We start from the raw sequence: 17,616 nt of genomic DNA on the forward strand, positions 1-17,616 counted from the left end.
CCCTTTCTCCCCTCCAGCAACCACACCCAGAATACCGAACTTTACCGTAGCCACTTCTACGCAAAAGTGACCCCTGCTCTGCTCTAGGGCCACCCGTGCGAGAACGGCTTTTGACCCTAAGATGGAGACGAATGTTTTGAGTTATTAACTTTTGTTATGAATCGCAAAGCCCTCACCCTTGGACTGACGGCGGCCACCTGCTTGGCCTTGGTCGGTTGTGACAGTTCCAGCAACGATACAGCCATTGCCCTGCCGACGCCCACTCCGACTCTCTCTCCCAGCCCTACGCCGCTGCCCAATATCGTCGCCGTTGCCGCTGCTAACCCTAACTTCAGTACCTTGGTGACGGCCCTGCAGGCAGCGGGCTTGGTGGGGGCTTTGCAGCAAGAAGGCCCCTTCACGGTCTTTGCTCCCACCAATGCTGCCTTTGCCGCTTTGCTCCCTGGCACGGTGGAAGCCTTGCTGCGGCCTGAGAACCGGGCAGAGCTGGTGCGCATTCTCACCTACCACGTGGTTCCCGGCTTGGCCCCCTCCAGCGCCCTCAGATCCGGCCAGCAGGTGACGACTTTGCAGGGATCCCCTGTCACTGTCACCCTTCTTGAGGGCGGACGGATTCGCATCAACAACGCCAACGTGATCACCGCGGATATTCAAGCTGCCAACGGCATCATCCACGTCATCGACACCGTCTTGATCCCACCTCGCTAAGGCTTCAGGCATTATTAAGAAAGAAGATCAAGTCCGGCAGTGATTGGGAGGCCCAGCGTGGAACGGCCCAAGTGGGTAGCCATTATGACGGGAGCTTTGGCCATTGCCCTGGGGGTGGGCTATTTGTTGTTGGTGCAGCTATTGGACTACCGGGGGGGCGAGTTTTTGCCAGCGCCGCTGGAGCCGCCGGCGGTTTTGCCAGGGATCCCTGGCCTTTTTGGCCACTTGGGCTGAGGGCGATCTCGATTGGCGTTTTCTGTCTTCAGCTTCTGGTTTTGCCGGTGGGTAGCTGTTCCTAAACAAAGCTTCTTGCAAAAACTGTATGCCCAGCTGCAGCTAGCCCTATGCTAGAGAAGCGGCTGCGGAGCCCGCTTGCGCCGGGGTTGCCAGCGGAGAGGGTTCAGCCGTCCTAAATTCGCGAACGCTTCTCTCGCCTTTGCAGATCTCTAGACTAGATAGATCTTCAGGGTTTGCCTGGGGATCAGGATCTGTTCCCGATTGGGCATTTGGGCAAGCTGTGGGTTGGCATGGTGTTGTCGCGCTCCACTTGGCTGTGGTTGTTGACGGGGCTGGGCTTGGCGGCTCTCAGCCAATACCTGCAATGGGTTGAGGGCATCTACAGCTTTGTGGCTCCCTATTCGGTGCCGCTGGCGGATCTGGCGGTGGCCGGCATCCTGGGCGGAACAGTGGCGGCAGGGCTGGTGGCACGCCATTGGTGGCAACAGGTTCGCCGACCGCAACAGGATCCCACCCCAGCGGCCAAGCCGCGGCGGCGGGTTAAGTTGACGCGGGATCAGGTGCAAGCAGATCTGCAGGATGTCGATCGCCTTATCCAGAAGCTGCAGGACGACATTAGCCGTCGCGCCTTGCAGGCCAAGGCGCGGGAGATCGATCGACGGCTGGCCCAGGAAGAATTGCACCTGGTGGTGTTCGGCACCGCTTCTGCCGGCAAAACCTCTCTCATCAACGCTCTGCTGGGGCAGCCTGTGGGGGAAACCGCTCCCACCCTGGGCACCACCCAGCAGGGATCCATTCACACCTATCAACTGGAGGGCTGGAGTGGCCCCATCTCCCTCACCGATACCCCTGGCCTGCTGACCATCGGCGGCGCCGGCGAGGCGGAGGCCCGCGCCCTGGCCCAGAAGGCGGATCTGTTGATTTTGGTGGTGGCCGGGGATCTGCTGGCCTCAGAATATGCCGAGCTGCTCGAGCTGGCCCGGCTGGGGAAATCCACCATCCTGGCCCTTAACAAGACGGATCAGATGTTGCCGGAGGAGGTGGAGATCATCTTGGCCCACCTGCGCCAGCGCACCGCCGGCGTCATTCCCCCTGAGCAGGTGGTGGCCATTGCCGCCGACCCGGAGCCCTTGAAGGTTCGCTACTGCTTCCCCGATGGCTCCAGACAAGAAACCTGGGAGCCGCAGCCCCCCGATACAGGCGCCCTGGTCCAGCAGATGGCCCGCCTGCTGCAGCAAAAGGGATCCCATCTGCGCCTGGCCAACGCCCTGTTGCAAACCCAAACCTTGAGCGAGGCCGTCCAACAGGCCCTGCGGGAAGAGCGCTACCACCAGGGTCGCCAGATCGTGGAGCGGATGCAGTGGGCCACCGCTGCTGCCCTGGCCGTGACCCCCCTTCCGGCTTTGGATATGCTGGCGGGGGTGGTCATCCAGGCGCGCATGATCGGGGAGCTGCATCAGGTGTTCGATCGCCCCATCACCCTGCAGCAGGCTCAACAAATGGCCCACAGCCTGGCGCAAATGATCGTGCAGCTTGGGGGACTGGAGCTGGCCACCCAGGCCCTGGGCTCTGCCCTCAAAGCCAGTCCCTGGATGCTCATGGGGATCCCGCTGCAGGCGGCCAGCGGAGCCTATCTGACGCGGGTGGCGGGGCTGAGCTACCTGGAGTGGCTGCAATCGGGGGATCCCTGGCAAGAGGAGCTCCTGCAAGAGCGGCTCAAGCAGCAGCTTCACAGCCGTTATCCGCTGGCCTTTCTCAAGCAATTGGCTCGCCAAGCCCACTCCAGCAGCTAGCCGAACAGCCCAAGCTCAGCTAGGGCCATTTCAAAAGCAAAAAACCCGTCGCTAGCCCAAAGCAACCCCCTCGGCGGCATGGCCATTCGCCGGCAACTGGTTGAGATCCAACTGCCAAAGCTGAAATTGCTGCGGCTTCCCGGCCTTGGGCACTTGCAGCCAGACCAGTCCCCTTTGCCCCACCTGCAACACCTCGGATCCGACGGGCACGGCCACCTGGGCCAAGGGATACCCCCCCTCGCTATACAGCCAGAGGGAAGAGAACTCCTCCCCCTCGCGACACAGGAGCAGCACGCCCCAAGGGGCCTTGGCCATTTGCAGGGGCCACCCCTTCAAAAACCAGCGGCGCAGCCGCAGCGGGTTGACCTGCACCGAGCAAAGGTGGGGGCAGCATCCCTGGCCTCCTCCATCCCCGCCGGCAAAAAGCAGCCGCTCCCCCAAGCTGAGCACTCTCCCCCTGGGATCCAGGGGTAGGCGATAGCGCAGCGGCTGGGAGCCCGTCTGCGGAGGCCAGGCCGCCGGATAGGGCAACACAGTCATTTCCACCCACTGCCGCCCCAATCCCGCCAACAGCACCAGATGCTCCGAGAGAGCCAGCAAGCGGAGCAGGGATCCCGTTGGCACCTGCCAAGGCCAGCGAAAGTAGCAGTGGAACTCCGGAAAAGGTTGAGCTACGGTTGGCCCAGCCGGCAGCCATTGCACTGCCCCAATTTCTTTGGCAGTGGCCCAGACCAACTCCTGCCGCTCCGCCAGCCAGGTGGCTCGCCAATCCTCCGCAAAACTCAGCAAGGTACGGACGCGCGCGGGACTCAGGTGCAAAAGGTTGCTTTTGGAAAAAGCCAAAGCCTCCGGGAAGCTCGGCAAGGGCAGCACTTGCTGCAACGGTTCGGCCAAGGAGAAACAGGCCAGAGGCGGCGCTCCTGAGGCAAGGGTCTGCAGATCCAGCCACTCCAGCCGCTGAGGGGTTACCCGCAGCAGCAGCGGGGATCGGGAGCCGCTCGGATCTTCACAGATGCAGAACTTTTGCTCAGGCAGGGACTCCATCCCGCCCTCGCCAACAAAACCCGGATCCGGCAGATCCCAGACCTGCAGGCCGGGAGGTGACCGCCTGGACAGGCGAGGGCCGACCCAACAACCGGCTGGCTCCTGCCACTCCCGGGCAAAGGTTGCCAGGGCCGAACGCATCTGGGCCGCGGTGCGAAACCGCCGCAGGGGCAACTTGCGCAACGTGATCTCCAGCAGTTCCTGCAGCGGGGCCGGGATCCCTTCCGGACAGACAAACGGCTGGTTGAGGTGGGCGTGCATCAACTGGCTGGGGGAGCCGGAAAAGGGTCGCCGGCCCGTCAACAGCTCCAGGAGGATGATCCCCACCGCGTAGAGGTCAGAAGCGGGGCTGAACTGGCCGTAGAACCGCTCTGGCGCCATGTAGGCGGGGGAGCCGGTGGCAGAGATCTCGCCGGGAGCAGGCTGGGGGTGACGAGCGATGCCAAAGTCCGTCAGCTTCAGTTGCCAACCCTGGGGCGTGGGCTTGAGCAAGATATTCTCTGGCTTGACATCGCAGTGGATTACCCCCTGTCGATGGGCATGATCCAAGCCGGCCAAGATCTGATCCACAAAGCCCAAAACCTGCTTGACCGGCAGCCACAGCCCCCGCTCCACCTGGTCGATCAGCTCCCGCAGCGTGCCCCCTTCGCAGTACTCCAACACCAAATAGCGCCCCTCACGGGCATGTTCGAGGGCGTAGCAGCGGGTGATGTTGGGGTGGTTCAATGTCAGCAGGTAGCGCAGCTCCCGCAGCAGGTTGGGGGTGGGAAAGCGCTCTGCCGGCAGCTCCTTGAGGGCCACCAGATCCCCCCCGTGGCGGGGCCGGGCACAGAACACGCGCCCATACTGCCCTTGGCCGGCCAAACCCAAAATTTGGTAGCTGTCGTGAATCGACTTGGTGGTACGGGTGCGTCGGGACACGGCCCCAGGGGAATCCATACCGGCACTTTGTATCGTTATATCCCCTGCCCGCTCTCTTCTTGTCCTAATCTCGGCACGGGAACGCTGGACACCTAGGCACCTTTGCCGACAGGGCTGCTCCCCCTGCACCCCCCAACAGAGAGCTTAGGAGCCGGTTAACTGCTTGAGCAGCTCCGCCGCGTGAGCCTCCACCTTGACCTTGGTGATGATGGCCTCGATCTTCCCCTCCGGATCGATGACAAAGGTGGTGCGGTGAATGCCGTTATAGACTTTGCCCATGAACTTTTTCGGGCCATAGACGCCGTAGGCGCTGGCCACCTTGGCCCCCTCGTCCACCAGCAGCGGAAAGGGAAGCTGCAGTTTTTGGGCAAACTTTTGGTGGGAACGGGCGTCGTCGGCGCTCACCCCCAAGACGTGGATCCCGTGCGCCTGATACTCGGCGTAGGCATCGCGAAAGCCACAGGCTTCTCGGGTGCAGCCGGGAGTGTTGTCCCGCGGGTAGAAGTAGAGCACCACCCGCCGGCCCCGCAGCTGGCTCAGGCTGACCAAATTGCCCTCGGCATCGGGCAGGGTAAACTCCGGCGCCGGATCCCCAACAGCAAGAGCCATAGACGGGATCCCTCCTCAGGTGGATTTTTTGGGGGAGAGGATCATCGTGATGTTTCGCCCTTCCTTTTGGGGGGGCTGCTGCATTTCCGCCACGCCTTCTAGGTCTTTGAACAAGCGCTGCAGCAACTCTTCCCCCAACTCGGCGTGCTGGGCCTCGCGACCGCGAAACATCACCGTGGCTTTTACCTTGTCTCCATCCCCCAAAAACTGCTGAGCGCTGCGCAGGCGGACGTGGTAGTCGTGCTCGCCGATGTTGTAGCGAAACTTCACTTCCTTGATCTCGGCGGTGTGTTGTTTTTTGCGGGCCTCCCGTTCTTTTTTCTCCTTCTCAAACTTGAACTTGCCGTAGTCCATGATGCGGCAGACGGGAGGATCCGCCTTGTCGCTGACCAAGACCAAGTCCAGATCTTTTTCTTCGGCCAGGCGCAGGGCTTCGCGCGGGCTCATGATCCCCAACTGGGTGCCATCGGTGTCGATGAGGCGAATTTTGGGGAAGCGGATGCGCTCGTTGATGGCCGGCAGCTCTGCGCGCTGCTTGCGGGGCAAGCGGTCAAGTGGACGTTCTACGGACAAGTTTTCCTCTCTGTGAACAACAACCTAGATGGTAGTACTCAGAGAATAGCAGCCTCTTTTGCGCCGTTGCTGGCCGACGGACTTGCACCCCCAAGTGGTCTATCGGCCAGGAGGGCAAGGCATGCTGCACCTATACTAGCCGGCATTTTTTGTTTTCTTCTAGGGGTTCGCCGACCCACTGGAAGGAAGAAGGATGCTGGATTGGGGCAGCAACCGCGGTAGGATAACCAAAGTGGCGCTCCTGCCGGTGAGAGGGCAGGGGGGGGGCTTGTTTTCCGGTTAGCAGGGAGGGCAAAAGTGGTGCAGCTCGGTTTAACGGAACGGGAACTGAAAGAGTTGGCCCAAAAGTCGGTGCAACTGATCCTGAGCCCGCGAGAAGGAGATAGCGAGGCGCTGGCTCAGTACAAAGCCTCGGCCGAATTCCGGGCAGGAGTTCATCTGGCCTGCGCGGCCATGGTGCTCGTCTTGGCGGAAAACAACGAGCGGATTAGCCAGCAGTTGGCTGCTCTCCAGGAAAAGGGATCCCTACCTCTACAGGAACCTTCCCAAAAACCTGCCAGCTAGAGCTGTGCCATGGTTCCAGAGACAGACCCACTGCAAGTGCGCAGCGAGCGGGACGCGATGGGGGAGCGGCAACTGCCGCAGTCGGTGTACTACGGCATCCAAACCGCCCGCGCCCTGGAGAATTTTCCCATCAGCGGCCTCAAGCCGCTGCCGGAGTACGTGGAGGCCTGCGTGCTCATCAAAAAAGCGGCGGCGGAGGTCAACGGCGAGCTGGGCTGCATTCCCCCCGACGTGGCCAAGGCCATTGTCCAAGCGGCAGACGAGATCCTCCAGGGATCCCTGCGGGATCAGTTTGTGGTGGATGTGTACCAGGCCGGGGCGGGCACCTCCCACCACATGAACGTCAATGAGGTGTTGGCCAACCGCGCCCTGGAGATCCTGGGAGAGCCCAAGGGGCGCTACGAGCGGGTCAGCCCCAACGACCATGTCAACTACGGCCAATCCACCAACGACGTCATCCCCACCGCCATTCGCCTGGCGGCCCTGCTGCGGGTGCGGCGGGATCTTTTGGGCACGCTGGACAACCTGGTGGCGGCGCTGGAGCAGAAAGCACAGGAGTTCCACGGCATTCTCAAGGCGGGCCGCACCCATTTGCAGGATGCTGTCCCCATAAGGCTGGGAGATAGCTTCGGCGCCTATGCGGCCATCTTTGCCCAGCACCGCCGCTGGATCGAGGAGGCCAGCCAGGCTCTGGGCAGCTTGGGGCTGGGGGGCAGCGCCGTCGGCACCGGCCTCAATACCCATCCCCAGTACCGGCAAAAGGTGGTGCAACGGCTGGCAGAGTACACCCAGTTGCCCCTTACCCCGGCCCCCCATCCCATGGCGGCGATGCAGAGCATGGCCCCCTTTGTGCACCTGTCGGGATCCCTGCGCAACCTGGCCCAAGATGCCATCAAAATGGCCAACGACCTACGCCTGATGGATTCCGGCCCCAAGACTGGCCTCAAAGAGATCCAACTGCCGCCGGTACAGCCCGGCTCCTCCATCATGCCCGGCAAGTACAACCCGGTGATGGCCGAGATGCTGAACATGGTCTGCTTTCAGGTGATCGGCCTGGACACCGCCATTCTCCTCGCCGCCCAGGCAGGCCAATTTGAGCTCAACGCGATGATGCCGCTGATTGCCTATAACCTCCTGCATAGCTTGCAGATCCTCAACAACAGCCTGCGCGTCTTTACCGAGCGCTGCGTCCGCGGCATCACCGCCCAGGCGGATCGCTGCCGCAGCTATGCTGAGGGGACGCTGGCTTTGGTGACTGCCCTCAATCCCTACATTGGCTACCTGCAGGCGGCAGAGGTGGCTAAGATCTCCCTGGAAACCGGCAAGCCCATCCGCCAGATCGTGTTGGAGCGCAACTTGATGAGCCCGGAACAGGTGGCCAAGGCGTTGAATCTGGAGGCGATGAGCCAGATGCGCTCTTAGCCCCTCCGCGAAAAGGGCAATTAGCCCTCTCGCCTGCCCCTTCCCCCTAGACTAAGTAAGACTCTCCTTTGCCAAGGCAGGCCATGACCGGAGAACGACTGAGCTTGCGGACGAAGCTGGCCTATGGGGTGGGGGATCTGGGCACGGGCATGACGGCCAATATCCTCATCTTTTTCCTGCTGCCCTTTCTCACCAATACCGTCGGCATGGCGGCAGGCTTGGCCGGCAGCATCTACGCCATCACCCGCTTTTGGGATGCCGTCAACGATCCCATCATCGGCATCCTCAGCGACCGCACCCGCAGCCGTTGGGGCCGTCGCCGCCCCTGGCTGCTGTTTTCGGCCATCCCCTTTGGCCTGACTTTTGCAGCTCAGTGGTGGATCCCTTTTCCCGGTCAGATGGGCCCCCTTTTCGCCTACTACCTGGGGGTGTCCCTGCTGTTCAACACCTTTTATTCTGCCGCCAACATCCCCTACGCCTCCCTGACGGCGGAGCTAACCCAGGATTACGACGAGCGCACCCGGCTCAACCAATTTCGCTTTGCCTTCTCGGTGGGGGGCAGCATGGTTGCCGTGGTTACCTTTCCGCTGCTGTTTAACCTGCTGCCGGATCGGGCTGCCGGCCATCTGCTGGCGGGGGCTTGTTTTGGGGCCATCTCGGCTGTGCCCCTGCTGCTCTGCTTTTGGGGAGTACGAGAACGTTTTCAATCCCAACGGGATCCGCTGCCTCTGCTGCAGCAACTGCGGGTGGCCTTCAGCAATCGCCCCTACCTGTTTGTCAGCGGCATCTACCTGTGTTCTTGGCTGGCCTTTCAGTTCACAGCCACGATCATCCCCTATTTCATCGTCTTCTGGATGGGCCTGCCCGAGGTGTGGATTTCTCTGGTGGTGTTGGCGGTTCAGAGTGTTGCCGTGCTGACCCTGTTTGCCTGGACATGCCTGAGCGCTCGGCTGGGCAAGCGCGCCATGTACCTGATCGGGGCGGGGTTTTGGCTCATCTCGCAGGCGGGCCTATTTTTCCTGCAGGCCGGCCAGGAGCGGCTCATGATTGCACTAGCCCTGTTGGCAGGGATCGGGGTTTCCGCCACAGTGTATCTTGGCCCTTGGTCAATGCTGCCGGATGTCATCGACCTGGACGAGCTGCACACTGGGGAGCGGCGGGAAGGGATCTTCTATGCCTTCATGGTGTTCTTGCAAAAGGTGGGCCTGGCGCTAGGGCTGTTTTTCGTGGGACAAGCTCTGGATTGGGCCGGCTTTATCCCTTCGGTGGCCGGAGAGGCCCCACCCCTCCAGCCAGAATTGGCCTTGCTGGCCATCCGCCTCGCCATCGGCCCCCTGCCGGCAGTGGCTTTAATCGGTGGGATCCTGCTGGTGTGGCTGTACCCCATCACCCGGCAGCGCCACCGGCAGATCCTAAGGGAATTGGAGGCAAGACGAGCGGGAGCTGCTCCTGAGGGATCCCCTTAGACAGGGGGCCGCTTCCCGTCTGTCAGTTGAGGATGATGCGCAAGCCACTGCCGGAGGGCTGCACCGGCTCGGAGTTGGGCAGAATCCGCAGGCCGCTGCTGGAAGGCTGGATCACAGGGTTGTCAGTATTGACGAAGAAGGTGTTGGAGCGGCCATCCCGCTCGTAGACCACCACGTCGTTGGGGTTGAACTGGGAGCGGCAGATGATGGGAGAGTTGTCGGCAGCGGTGGCGGCGCTGCAGCGGTAGCCAGGGGCAGAGACCACTTGGCCCTCTGCATCGAGGGAAAAAGGAACTCCCCCAGGCGGGATCGGAGCCAAGAGCGGCTGGTCGGGGTTGAGGATGACCGAGCCACCGGTGCTGGGTTCGACCAGGATCCCGCGCCCGTCGATGACGATCCGCTGGGCTTGTGCAGGGACGACCGCCCCCAAGAGCAGAGCCAGGCTCAGGCTGAGTTGGAGGGGAATAGACAGCTTCATCGGATATCTCCTTTGGCCCAGGGCCATCCCACTTTTTGGGATCCATCGGCCATCCCCGATGGGATCCTGACTTGATCTTGGCCCAGGCAGAGGGAGCACCCCAGGGCGGAAGCCGTCACCTCGGTTGCCAGGATGGGCACTTTGGCCTCGGCTCGACTACCCCAGCCCCAAGCGGCCCAGCGCCAGCCCCACCACCAGCATGCCCAACACCAGAAAAGGCTGAGCGCTGGCCTGGTATTTGACGTCGTTGTTGAGGGGATCCCGCAGCAGGTACATGTCTTGGAAGGTGATCTGCGGGATAATCAGCAGCACCAAAATTGCGGCGTAGAGCTTTAGGCCAGCTCCCAGCAAAAACGAGGCCATGCCGAACTGAAACAGGTCGATCATCAGCGCCGCGATCCAGGCCGCCCCCATGGCCCCAAACATCACCGGCAAGGAGGCGAGGCCAAATTGTCTATCCCCCTCCATGCTTTTGAAATCGTTGACCACGGCGATCCCCAGGCCGGCCAAGCTGTAGATCAGGGTCAGAATGCAGATTGTCCAGTTCAGCTCGCCAAAGAGGGCATGTCCCGTCCACCAGGGCAGGGCGATGTAGCTGGCCCCCAGGGCGTAGTTCCCCAGCCAGCCGTTGCGCTTTAGTTTCAGGGGCGGCGCCGAGTAGATGTAGGCAATTAGGGCTCCCGCCAGGGCAATGCAGGTGATCACCGGAAAGTCGTGGCCGGTGTACCAATCCAGGGCATAGGCCAACGCCAGCCCCAGGATCAGCAGCACCCAGATTTGGATGACCACCCGCCGCAGGGAGATGGCCCCGGAAGGGATGGGGCGATAGGGCTCGTTGATGGCGTCGATGTCGCGGTCGTAGTATTCGTTCAGGGTCTGGGTGTAGCCCGTCATCAAGGGGCCGGCCAGGATCATGCCCACCAAGATGAGGGCCACGTTTTCCCAAGTCCAGGTGAAGTGGCCGGAGGAGGCCGCTCCCGGAATCAGGCCCCACACCAGCGGGATCCAGGTCACGGGCTTCATCAGTTGCAGGTGGACTTGCCAAACGGAGCGAGACTCCACCTCTGCCCCTTTCATGCCCAAGAGTTGGCGGACACGCCGGGCGGCGGATCCCTTGTCGGCTTCAGGAGCCGGGGCGGTTTCTGCGCCAGGACCCACAGCAGGGGCCATTTCGTCTGCCGTCGGCGCCCAAGATGGCTCTTGAGAGGTGCTTTCGCTCATGGTGGGGTGCGCAATCAAACTTCAACAACGGGGATACCCACCCCCATTCTGAGGCATCTTCCCACATTCCTCAAAACTTTCCTCTACACAATCTGCGCTGCCACGAATAGGGAGTGGTGCTGGGCCGGGATCCGCTCTTTCTCGGCTGCCGGGATCACCAGGGGGGGCTGTCGGGTATAGTTGACGGGATCCCGGAACCAAGGTCGGCTGTAAGTGTTGTAGAGGAGGGGCCGGGGAGCAGCAGAACGATTGGGCCGGCCCAGGTGAATCAAGCGGTAGTCGAACAGCAGGCAGGATCCCTTGGCCAGCGGCGGATCGACAAAGGGCATCTGCCGGGCCAGCTCGGTGTAGTGGGCCTCGAAAACAGCGTGGCTGCCAGGCCAGAGGCGGGTCATGCTGTTCTCTTCGTTGACCTCCACCAGCGGGATAAGCAAATTCAGGGCATAGCAGGGGACGATGGCATCTAGAATTGCGTCGCCGAAGAGGTGGGAGAGATCCCGGTGAACCTGTTGGTCGGCGGATCCCGGCAGAGAAACTACCACCCCCAGCCCGCTCAGGATCAGGCTTGATCCCAAGATTCGCTGCAAGATAGGCAGGATTAAGGGATGGGCATAGAGCAGGGGATCGTTAAAGGGCCCCTCCAGGCGCACCGTCACCATCACTCGTCGATTGCCCACCAACAGGGCGTCGGGGTGGTTTTCGTGGGTGCAGTAGCGGCTGTAGGTGGTCAGAAAGCTACTGTGTAGCTTGTCGATGAGCGCCGTGGGGAAGATCTCCGGCAGCACCAGGTAGCCCTCGGTGGAAAACAGGTGAAACGCCTGCTCTACGGTCTCTGGATCCGGCTGCCGGCGCTCCCGCTCGGCATGGCTAAAGTGCACCTGGGCTAACACGAGCCTTTACTCCTTCTGCAAGCTGGCCACTGCCATGAGCATGCCCCGCGCTTTGTTCAGGCATTCTTGGTACTCCCGCTCCGGATCCGAGTCGGCCACGATGCCCGCCCCGGCTTGGATGCTCACCTGGTCCCCCTGAACCAGCAGGGTGCGGATGGTGATGGCGGTGTTCAGTTGGCCGGCAAAGTCGTAGTAGCCATAGGCGCCGGCGTAGGGGCCGCGGCGACACCCTTCCAGCTCGTGGATAATCTGCATGGCGCGGATCTTGGGAGCGCCAGTAACCGTGCCGGCAGGAAAGGTGGCCCGCAGCAGATCCCAGGCGCTGTAGCGGGGATCCAACTGCCCCACCACATTGCTGACGATGTGCATCACGTGGCTGTAGCGCTCGATCTGCATCAGGTCGTCCACCTGCACGGATCCCAGGCGGCAGACCCGCCCCAGGTCGTTGCGGGCCAAGTCCACCAGCATCACATGCTCTGCCCGCTCCTTGGGATCCGCCAACAGCTCCTGCTCCAACTGGCGGTCTTGGGCGGGGGTGGCGCCGCGGGGGCGGGTGCCGGCGATGGGACGCACGGTGGCGATGCGCTCTTCCCCTATCCGAGTGAGCTTGACCATCACTTCTGGGCTGGAGCCGACAAGGCAGAGATCGCCAAACTGGAAAAACGCCATGTAGGGGGAGGGGTTAATCAGCCGCAGGGAGCGGTAGAGCCGGAAAGGATCTCCAGCAAAAGGGGTGGTGAAGCGCTGCGAGAGCACCACCTGAAAGATCTCGCCAGCCCGGATGTAGGCTTTGGCCTGCTCCACCGCCTGGCAGTAGGCGGCGCGGCTGAGGGTGCTGGGGGGAATGGCATCGGGCAGTTGCGGCTTCCAGTCGAGGCTGAGGTGGGCAAGAGAAAGGGGGGCGCTGAGCTGTTGCACCAACTGTTCCACCCGCCGGCAGGCTTGGGCGTAGGCCTGCTCCGCCGGCTGCTGGCGTGTGTCGGCAAAGGCCACCACCCAGATCTTGCGCTTGACCTGGTCGAAGATCAGGATGCTGTCCACCTGCATGAGGATAGCGTCGGGGGGATCCCCCGGCTGCAGGGGGTGAATGGGCACCTTGGGCTCGATCCAGCGAATCAGCTCATAGCCCCAGTAGCCAAAGAGCCCGCCGATGCTGCTGGGCAACTCCGGCAGGTGCACCGGCTCATAGGGCTGCAGGCAGCGGGCCAAAACGGCAAAGGGATCCCCTTGGTGCTGCTCTCGATGCCCATCGCGGTGGATCTGCAAGGCCTGATCCCCGCGCACCTGCAAAACCCACAAAGGGTCGCAGCCGAGGAAGCTGTAGCGGGCCACCTGTTCCCCTCCCTCCACCGATTCCAGCAGAAAGTTGTAGGGCCGCCCGGCACAGACCCGGTACCAGGCAGAGACAGGCGTTTCCAAGTCCGCCACCCATTCTTGGTAGACCGGGATGAAATTGCCCTGTTGGCTGAGGGCGAGGAACTCCTTCAGAGAAGGGGAGATCATGGCCTGCACCTTCGCTTGCCCCTCTGACTTTACCTTAAGGGGGGAGCTCCAACAGCACCGCCACCGATTAAGCTGAGGGGGGCCTTTCTCTGAGCAACCTTGCCATGCACACCCCATCGCAGATCCTTCGCGAGCGCCTGCGCTTTCAAGGCCACAAGTACACCTTTGTCAGCCAGCGCTTGCGCTTTCCCAACGGCACCGAAGGGGAGCGGGAGTACCTCCTCCACCCCGGCGGCGTGGTGGCCGTGCCGGTCACTGCCGAAGGCAAGTTCGTCTGCATTCGCCAATATCGCTTTGCCGTCGCCGCCTACCTCTACGAGTTTCCCGCCGGTACCGTCGAGCCAGGGGAACATCCTGATGAAACCATTCGCCGCGAGCTGGAAGAAGAAACCGGCCTGCGCGCCCACCGCTGGGATCCCCTCGGCCAATTTTATCTGTGCCCCGGCTATTCCAGCGAGATCATGTACGCCTACCTGGCGCGGGATCTGGAAGTGCTGGATGCTCCACCGGCCAAGGATGAAGATGAAGACATTGCGGTGGTGGAGCTTTCGCCTGCCGAACTGACAGAAATGGCCCGTTTTGGCCTGGATTTCGACAGCAAATCCATCACCTGCTTTTGGCGGGCCCAGTTGTTTTTGGCAGCGGAAAATGCGGCCTTTGCGAGCAGGAACAAGCCCTAGGCATGGCCATCCTGCGCCTTGCCCAGCCCCCCTCTCCCCCTGGGAGAAGGGAGCGGGGGATCCCTGCCGCCAACAGGCTTAACCTCTACAGCAAAGTGGCGGCATAGTGGGCAGCCCCTATCAAGCCCACCTGGGCGTTCACCACCACCTGCACTGACAGTTGCTCCAGCAGCGTGCGCATCCGTCCCTTATCCAAAAAGGAGGGCAAAAACTCTCCCTCCCGCAACAGGCGCAGGAGCTTGGGCGCGATCCCGCCGGCGATGAACAGGCCCCCACGGGGCAGCAGGTGCAGGGCAAAATTGCCGACAGCGGCCCCATACAAGCTGGTAAACAGCCGCAAACACTCCACCGCCAAGGGATCCCGTCCCTCCAGGGCGGCATTGGCAATTTGGGCGGCTGGGTCGACGGGGCTGGCTCCCCTTTCCCAGGCGGCAATTTGGGCCAGCAACTGCTCCTCTCCCTGGCCCCAGCAGCTATCCCGCAGAAATTGATAGATGGCCACGATCCCCTGCCCCGAGACCACCCGCTCGGTGGAGACGCGCCCATGTCGTTGTTGCAGATACCGCAGCAGCTCCCATTCCAAAGGGGTCCGTGGAGAAAAATCCACATGCCCCCCCTCGCTGGCATGAACCTGGTAGCCGCCTTCTCCCCAGGTGAGGTAGGCCTGCCCCAGCCCTGTGCCCGCCCCGATGACGCCGATGGGCGCCTGGGGCTGCCGCTCTCCTGTCTGCAGCGTTTCCAGATCCTGATCTCGCAGGGCCAGCACCCCATAGCCTACGGCGCTGAAGTCGTTGATCAACGCTAGGCGGGGGATCCCCAGCTCCGCCGCCAACTGGCTTGAGTGCAGGCTCCAGGGCAGGTTGGTGATTTTGGCCCTCTGTCCCCCGGCTCCTGGACTGCTTTTTTCTTCCACTACGGGGCCGGCCACAGCAAAGCAGGCGGCAACCGGTTGGGGATCTCGCCCCAGCTCCTGCCGTGCCTGGGCCAGAAACTCCAGCACCACCGGGGTGAGGTTGGGATAGCTCTGGCTGGCGTAGCGGCAGTGGTAGAGGCTGTGATCGGGATCTTGGGCATTGAAGAGGCTGAGGCTGGTCTTGGTGCCCCCGATATCTCCCGCCAACAGCAACTCCATAGTGTTTTCCGGGCAGCGCGTTATTCTCACCCTGACATTTTCGGCAGTACCCTGGCAACGCCGGCCCCTCTCGGCCGGGGCGGGAAAGGGCAGGGAAGATGCTATGTTAACTGATGTAAAAGTTTCTAAGATTGCGTTTTGTTTCCTACCTCTTGTTCGCCGCCTCTCCAAGAAGAGCCTTCCCTGGCCTCCCAGGGCCCAGTCGGACGGGAGATTCCCCGTTCTTCTCTGCGAAGGCGGTTTCCCTCTCACCACGCCATCGGGGGAGCGGCGGCTGTGCTGGTGTGCCTACCCGTTTTTGTGGCAGCGCCCCTGGTGCGCTATAGCCCTTGGCTGAGCTTGGCGATGACTCTAGGCTGGCTGGGCCTTAGCTGGCGGCTCTACTCGCGGCCCCGCACCCGCATCTGGGGGGATCTGCTCTACGGCTTCACGCTGACTTGGCTGGCAGGATCCCTGTATTGGGGATGGCTGCGCTTTGAGCCTCTTTGGCACATGCCTGTGGAAGCCTTGGGGATCCCGATTGTCTGGTGGGGGACACGGCGACGGTTTGCCCGCATCGGTACCTGGTTTTATCTCGGCTCCTTGTGGGGCACAGCGGTTACAGATCTTTACATTTACTCGGTGGGGCTGTTGCCGGAGTGGCGGCAGGCGATGCGGTTTGACCGGCTGGATCAGGCAACCGTCCCGTTTATGGCTGCGCTCGACAAAATGGCCGCCCCTTGGGGGGTAGCTTGGGGCATCGGCTTAAGCCTTCTGCTCCTTGGGGTTGGCCTGTGGGTCATTCAGGGATCCCGTCGCTTGCACCACTGGGCCTTTGCCGGAGCAGTGCTGAATACCCTGTTGGTGGATGGGCTCTTTCTGTGGGGGGCGGCCTTGCTTCGCTGAGCCAACCACCTCTGCGGTGCTGACCCAGAAAATGGCGGCGCAAGGGACAACATTGAGGCCTGCAGAGGAGCCTGCCTACCGTTGTTTGGAGTTTCTACGTAGCGCTTTGTTGTGGCCAGGTAGCCGCGAAGGATCTCTTCCTCCCCAGGGAAGGTAGCTGACTTCTCCGGTGGGAGCAGTCCTCCAGCCTAGGAAAGAGTTCTCTGGCTTACCCCTGGGCGAAAGCCAGCTATAGGGGCGGGGAGAGCGTCAAGGTCAGTCGGGTGTCGGTACGCCTGTTCGGCAGGAGGCAGCTCCGGCAGCGGTGCCGGCTGGGGGAAAAAGTCGATGACCTCCCAGCTCTTGGCATCGGGAGAGGGATGGGCCAGTAGCCACCGTTCGGGCAGGGTTTTGGGCTGCGCTCCCCCAGGGGAAGGGGAACTTTGCGCCTTCTGGTGGGCCAGGGTGAGCTGGAAGGGATCCCCCTTGCGGCGGTAGGGGCGGCGGGATCCCGGTGGCTTGACAATTACGGTATAGGTGCCGCTGAGGTGGTGGCCTTCCAGTTTCTCTCCTGAGGCCAACAGCAGGGGTTCACGGCGATCCTGACGAATTTGGACATCCTGCACTTCCAAACGGCCTGCTAAGCGGTCGCTGCCCACCAGCGAGGCAACCGGCTCAGCCGGGTGGGAGATCTGGTAGGCCAGAGCCTGCTGCACAACCGACTTGGGAGGTCGGGGGCCACAGCCCCCCAGTAACCCCAACAGCCCAATGGCCAGGAGGCTCATCAGGCAACGCAGGCTATTGCGCAGGGCCTGCCCCCTATGGCGCCGGCTTCTCTCCGGTTTTGCCATGGCCTCCTCCCTAAGCAATCTCTGTTGGCATCGTGGCCAAGCCCCTCAGACGACTGCCACGGTGGGGTGCTGCTTCAAGTACTCGGTATTGACTCCCGACTCGCGGGTGAGAGCTACCAGGCCGGTGCGGGCAATCTCCCGAATGCCGAAGCTGGTTAACATCTTGATGATGGCCACCATTTTGCCCGGATCCCCTGTCACTTCCAAAGTCAAAGACTCTTCCGCCACATCCACAATCCGGGCACGGAACATCTGCGCCACGTCCATGATGGCCGAGCGAGTTTCGATGCTGGCGTTGACCTTGACGAGCATCAGCTCCCGTTCTACACAGGGGACATGGGTAATGTCGGTTACTTTCAGCACGTCGATCAGCTTGTAGAGCTGCTTGGTCATCTGCTCCACATCGTGCTCATCCCCCTGCACCACCATGGTGATGCGGGAGATGCCAGGCCGCTCGGTGGGGCCAACGGTGAGGCTGTCGATGTTGAAGCCCCGGCGGGCAAACATGCCGGCGATGCGGGTTAAGACCCCGGGCTGATCCTGCACAAGAGCGCTGAGGGTGTGTTTCACGGCAGCCACAGAAGGAGGTGGGAAAAATCCAACTGCAGATCAGGGGAATTGAGATGGCGATAAGCAAATTTTACGCCAGTTTCGCGGCAA

Annotated in this window: 18 protein-coding genes; 8 read left to right on the plus strand and 10 right to left on the minus strand. The window is 62.1% G+C overall.

Annotated features, from left to right (window positions below):
* Positions 1 to 156 precede the first annotated feature (156 nt).
* The 3 genes from NW848_RS17360 to NW848_RS17370 all read left to right on the plus strand — a co-directional run bounded on the left by NW848_RS17360 (position 157) and on the right by NW848_RS17370 (position 2,738).
* Positions 157 to 708: a fasciclin domain-containing protein gene (locus tag NW848_RS17360; RefSeq protein WP_414402398.1), complete on the plus strand. Its 552-nt coding sequence runs from the start codon at positions 157 to 159 to the stop codon at positions 706 to 708.
* A gap of 57 nt (positions 709 to 765) precedes the next feature.
* A complete protein-coding gene (locus tag NW848_RS17365) occupies positions 766 to 942 on the plus strand; it encodes a hypothetical protein (protein WP_011430963.1) in 177 nt (58 codons plus the stop codon).
* Positions 943 to 1,178: 236 nt separating this feature from the next.
* A complete protein-coding gene (locus NW848_RS17370; protein WP_414511372.1) occupies positions 1,179 to 2,738 on the plus strand; it encodes a YcjF family protein in 1,560 nt (519 codons plus the stop codon).
* A gap of 51 nt (positions 2,739 to 2,789) precedes the next feature.
* Here the strand turns inward: NW848_RS17370 and NW848_RS17375 are convergent, their stop codons facing one another.
* The 3 genes from NW848_RS17375 to infC all read right to left on the minus strand — a co-directional run bounded on the left by NW848_RS17375 (position 2,790) and on the right by infC (position 5,885).
* A complete protein-coding gene (locus NW848_RS17375) occupies positions 2,790 to 4,721 on the minus strand; it encodes a serine/threonine-protein kinase (RefSeq protein ID WP_414401724.1) in 1,932 nt (643 codons plus the stop codon).
* Between the two features lie 126 nt (positions 4,722 to 4,847).
* Positions 4,848 to 5,312, minus strand: coding sequence for a thioredoxin-dependent thiol peroxidase (gene bcp / locus NW848_RS17380; RefSeq protein WP_011430959.1), 465 nt, complete (start codon positions 5,310 to 5,312; stop codon positions 4,848 to 4,850).
* A 15-nt stretch (positions 5,313 to 5,327) separates the two neighbouring features.
* The gene (gene infC / locus NW848_RS17385; protein WP_011430958.1) at positions 5,328 to 5,885 is read right to left on the minus strand and encodes a translation initiation factor IF-3; all 558 of its coding nucleotides are present in this window, start codon (positions 5,883 to 5,885) and stop codon (positions 5,328 to 5,330) included.
* A gap of 297 nt (positions 5,886 to 6,182) precedes the next feature.
* On the opposite strand from infC, the gene NW848_RS17390 reads away from it, so the two are divergent.
* From NW848_RS17390 to NW848_RS17400, 3 genes are all read left to right on the plus strand, one after another.
* Entirely contained in the window at positions 6,183 to 6,449 is a 267-nt protein-coding gene (locus tag NW848_RS17390; RefSeq protein ID WP_011430957.1) for a hypothetical protein, read from the plus strand.
* A gap of 9 nt (positions 6,450 to 6,458) precedes the next feature.
* Entirely contained in the window at positions 6,459 to 7,871 is a 1,413-nt protein-coding gene (locus NW848_RS17395) for an aspartate ammonia-lyase (protein ID WP_041438484.1), read from the plus strand.
* Between the two features lie 83 nt (positions 7,872 to 7,954).
* Entirely contained in the window at positions 7,955 to 9,337 is a 1,383-nt protein-coding gene (locus NW848_RS17400) for an MFS transporter (RefSeq protein WP_414402399.1), read from the plus strand.
* A gap of 22 nt (positions 9,338 to 9,359) precedes the next feature.
* On the opposite strand, the gene NW848_RS17405 is transcribed toward NW848_RS17400, so the two are convergent.
* The 4 genes from NW848_RS17405 to trpE all read right to left on the minus strand — a co-directional run bounded on the left by NW848_RS17405 (position 9,360) and on the right by trpE (position 13,429).
* Positions 9,360 to 9,815, minus strand: a complete 456-nt coding sequence (locus NW848_RS17405; protein WP_414511373.1) for a hypothetical protein — start codon at positions 9,813 to 9,815, stop codon at positions 9,360 to 9,362.
* A 156-nt stretch (positions 9,816 to 9,971) separates the two neighbouring features.
* Complete coding sequence (gene chlG / locus NW848_RS17410; RefSeq protein WP_071813560.1) at positions 9,972 to 11,036, minus strand: chlorophyll synthase ChlG; 1,065 nt, start codon at positions 11,034 to 11,036, stop codon at positions 9,972 to 9,974.
* An 83-nt stretch (positions 11,037 to 11,119) separates the two neighbouring features.
* Positions 11,120 to 11,926 carry a phytanoyl-CoA dioxygenase family protein gene (locus NW848_RS17415; RefSeq protein WP_414402400.1) on the minus strand — a complete coding sequence of 269 codons (807 nt, stop codon included), beginning with the start codon at positions 11,924 to 11,926 and terminating at the stop codon, positions 11,120 to 11,122.
* Between the two features lie 6 nt (positions 11,927 to 11,932).
* Positions 11,933 to 13,429: an anthranilate synthase component I gene (gene trpE / locus NW848_RS17420; protein WP_011430950.1), complete on the minus strand. Its 1,497-nt coding sequence runs from the start codon at positions 13,427 to 13,429 to the stop codon at positions 11,933 to 11,935.
* A gap of 104 nt (positions 13,430 to 13,533) precedes the next feature.
* Here trpE and NW848_RS17425 point away from each other — a divergent pair, with 104 nt between their 5' ends.
* Positions 13,534 to 14,109 (plus strand): NUDIX hydrolase, encoded by a 576-nt coding sequence (locus tag NW848_RS17425; RefSeq protein WP_011430949.1) that lies wholly within the window; start codon positions 13,534 to 13,536, stop codon positions 14,107 to 14,109.
* An 85-nt stretch (positions 14,110 to 14,194) separates the two neighbouring features.
* On the opposite strand, the gene NW848_RS17430 is transcribed toward NW848_RS17425, so the two are convergent.
* A complete protein-coding gene (locus NW848_RS17430) occupies positions 14,195 to 15,241 on the minus strand; it encodes a glucokinase (protein ID WP_414402401.1) in 1,047 nt (348 codons plus the stop codon).
* 138 nt (positions 15,242 to 15,379) lie between these two features.
* On the opposite strand from NW848_RS17430, the gene NW848_RS17435 reads away from it, so the two are divergent.
* Positions 15,380 to 16,126: a DUF3120 domain-containing protein gene (locus NW848_RS17435; protein WP_414511374.1), complete on the plus strand. Its 747-nt coding sequence runs from the start codon at positions 15,380 to 15,382 to the stop codon at positions 16,124 to 16,126.
* Between the two features lie 188 nt (positions 16,127 to 16,314).
* Here the strand turns inward: NW848_RS17435 and NW848_RS17440 are convergent, their stop codons facing one another.
* Both NW848_RS17440 and ilvN read right to left on the minus strand, forming a co-directional pair.
* Positions 16,315 to 16,956: a hypothetical protein gene (locus tag NW848_RS17440; protein ID WP_414348416.1), complete on the minus strand. Its 642-nt coding sequence runs from the start codon at positions 16,954 to 16,956 to the stop codon at positions 16,315 to 16,317.
* Positions 16,957 to 17,001: 45 nt separating this feature from the next.
* On the minus strand, positions 17,002 to 17,526 hold the full coding sequence (gene ilvN, locus NW848_RS17445) for an acetolactate synthase small subunit (RefSeq protein WP_011430944.1): 525 nt from the start codon (positions 17,524 to 17,526) through the stop codon (positions 17,002 to 17,004).
* Positions 17,527 to 17,616 lie beyond the last annotated feature (90 nt).

It is taken from the genome of Synechococcus sp. RC10A2, assembly GCF_047502605.1.